The organism is Asticcacaulis biprosthecium C19 (assembly GCF_000204015.1).
GTDB lineage: Bacteria > Pseudomonadota > Alphaproteobacteria > Caulobacterales > Caulobacteraceae > Asticcacaulis > Asticcacaulis biprosthecius.
On record NZ_GL883077.1, the window covers coordinates 2,045,674 to 2,048,033 of the forward strand.

Genomic DNA, 2,360 nt, shown 5'->3' on the forward strand with positions numbered 1-2,360 from the left:
CTCCGGTATGAATTGACCTATGACCGATGGTTGCCGGGCGCCGGAGCGATTTACAGGATCACGACCGACCTGGCGTCCTCCAGATCCCAACTTCGTGGCAACACTTCGGGCGCAGCTTTCGACCTCATCCGGATGCGCCAGGCCGGCCTGATCGGAACCCGGGTGGTCACAAACTACGTCTATCTCAACTATCGCGGGCGTATTGCCGAGGTACCTGAGTTCTTAGTGGACGGGGATTTTTTTCGGGTTTTCGATCTCGAAGTGATCACTGGTGACCGGGAATCGGCTCTTTCACCCGGCCAGATCGCAATCAGCGAAGCCGTCGCACTGAAGCATTTCGGGCGGCTGGACGTCGTTGGACGCAATTTGGTTCACAGGGACACAGGGTACCAGGTGCCTTATCTGCCAAAGGACTTGTCGCAGGCAAGGTCGTACCGGGTGGGCGCCGTCTTCCGCACTCCACCAGCCAACAGTTCCATCCCGTTCAATATCGTGCGACGCCTGACGCCGGACCGTATGGCTCTTTATGAGCCGAACTGGAGTGAATGGGGGCGTCGGGAACACCAGACCTTTTTCAGGTTGTCTTCCCCGCAGGCAGCGAAGGCGCTCGATGCGCAACTCGACGCAATTGTCGACAGTAGCGGTCGTTTCAGCCAAGAGGAATACCTTCCAGGTAACCTGCCGCGGCACAAATACGTGCAGGTCCGCGTGAATGGCTGGGCCGGAGCGCACCTCGCTGATCGAAAAGTCGCCGCTACAGTGGCGGCCGCTTTGACTCTGGGCGGCCTGGCTTTTTCCGTCGCCCTGCTAAACTACATCAACCTCACCATCGCGCAGGCTACCACCCGGATAAGGGAGATAGCTGTTCGAAAAGCTTTTGGTGCCGGTCGTATGGTACTGCTAGGCCACCTTCTTGCCGAGGCAGCTCTAATATGCGGTGTAGTTTGGTTGCTGGGATTGAGCCTCGCTGAACTGACCCTGCCTGTCATCAATTCGGCGATAGGCATGCAATTGGCTCTGGATTACGCAGGTGATGCTTTCCTGCTGGCGGCAATATTATCTTGCGTGATCCTCGGAGCCGGCGTGGCCGCTCTGTATCCCGCGCAGCGCCTGGTCAAGATCGACGCGATCCGAGCGCTGGCCCCAGTCTATGTATCACTGGCGGGCCGGTTGGAATGCGCTGCGCGATATACCCTCGTCTTTGTGCAATTCACCGTCGTGAGTTGCCTGCTGACAGTAGTGTTTGGGCTCGGTTCCCAACTCAGGCATATGCAAACCTCGGATATCGGCTTTTCACGCAGCGGATTGCTGCTGACGGTCTCCCTGACATCCAGGATGTTGGATGAGACAAAAATTTCGGATCTGATGGCGGACTGGCGAAAGGTACCCGGCGTCGTATCGGTATCCAGCGGCGTGTCGCCGGGTGAGTACTTCCGTCCATCTGGATTACCAGACATGACGCGTTCAGACAAAAGGGACGTCGTGGCCAGGGTGAATGTGTTCGATGTCGGCAAGGACCACTTGGAGACCCTGGGCCTGCGCCCACTAGTGGGACGCAGCCTCACAATTGCTGACATGGCGCCGCCTCCGGCGTATCCGGAGGCCAGGACGATCAACGTTGTCGTCAACCGGCGTCTGATCGAAACCTTCGGCTTCTCCTCCCCGTCGGAAGCGCTCGGTCACAGTCTGGATTTCGAAGGAAGTCATTTCCGGATTGTCGGTGTGCTACCGGATTTCCGTATAGATGCCCCCTCCAGACCTATCGCCGCGGCCATGTATCAGATGGAGCCGGAGACTCACATATTTTATGATACCGTAATACGGTTTGATGGGGAGTCTGAGGAGGTAATCAGGGCGCGGCTGGAAGCCGTCTGGCGCGCAAAAAGATGGGAAATTCCGCTGGCGTTTCGTTCAGGAGAAGAAGCCTTCGGCGTTTACTACCTCGAGGACCAGCGCCTCGTGAAACTTCTTACCGGCGGAGCCCTCGTCGTCGGTCTCATCTGCATAATCGGCCTCTACGGTCTTGCTGCATTCAGCACGTCCGCCCGCACGGCCGAAATCGGCATTCGCAAAGCCATGGGTGCGACCCGCTGGTCCGTTGTTCGACTGCTGCTGTTCCAATTCCTTAAGCCCGTGCTGCTGGCCAATCTGATCGCCTGGCCGGTGGCGTACGTCGTGCTGGACCGCTGGTTGAAACAGTTCGACGACCGCGTGCCCTTAAGTCTCTGGTTCTTCCTTGCCGGGTCAGGCATCTCTGTTACGATCGCCGTCCTGACCGTCGCCGGTCTTTCCTTCACCGCTGCCGGCGCCACGCCGGGCAGGGCGCTGCGCCATGAATAATGCCCTAGCCATCCTGCGCT

At 58.4% G+C, this 2,360-nt stretch carries 1 protein-coding gene; it reads left to right on the forward strand.

Annotated elements, in window-relative coordinates:
• The first annotated feature begins 162 nt into the window (after positions 1 to 162).
• On the forward strand, positions 163 to 2,340 hold the full coding sequence (locus tag ABI_RS09545) for an ABC transporter permease (protein WP_374188344.1): 2,178 nt from the start codon (positions 163 to 165) through the stop codon (positions 2,338 to 2,340).
• Positions 2,341 to 2,360: the final 20 nt, after the last annotated feature.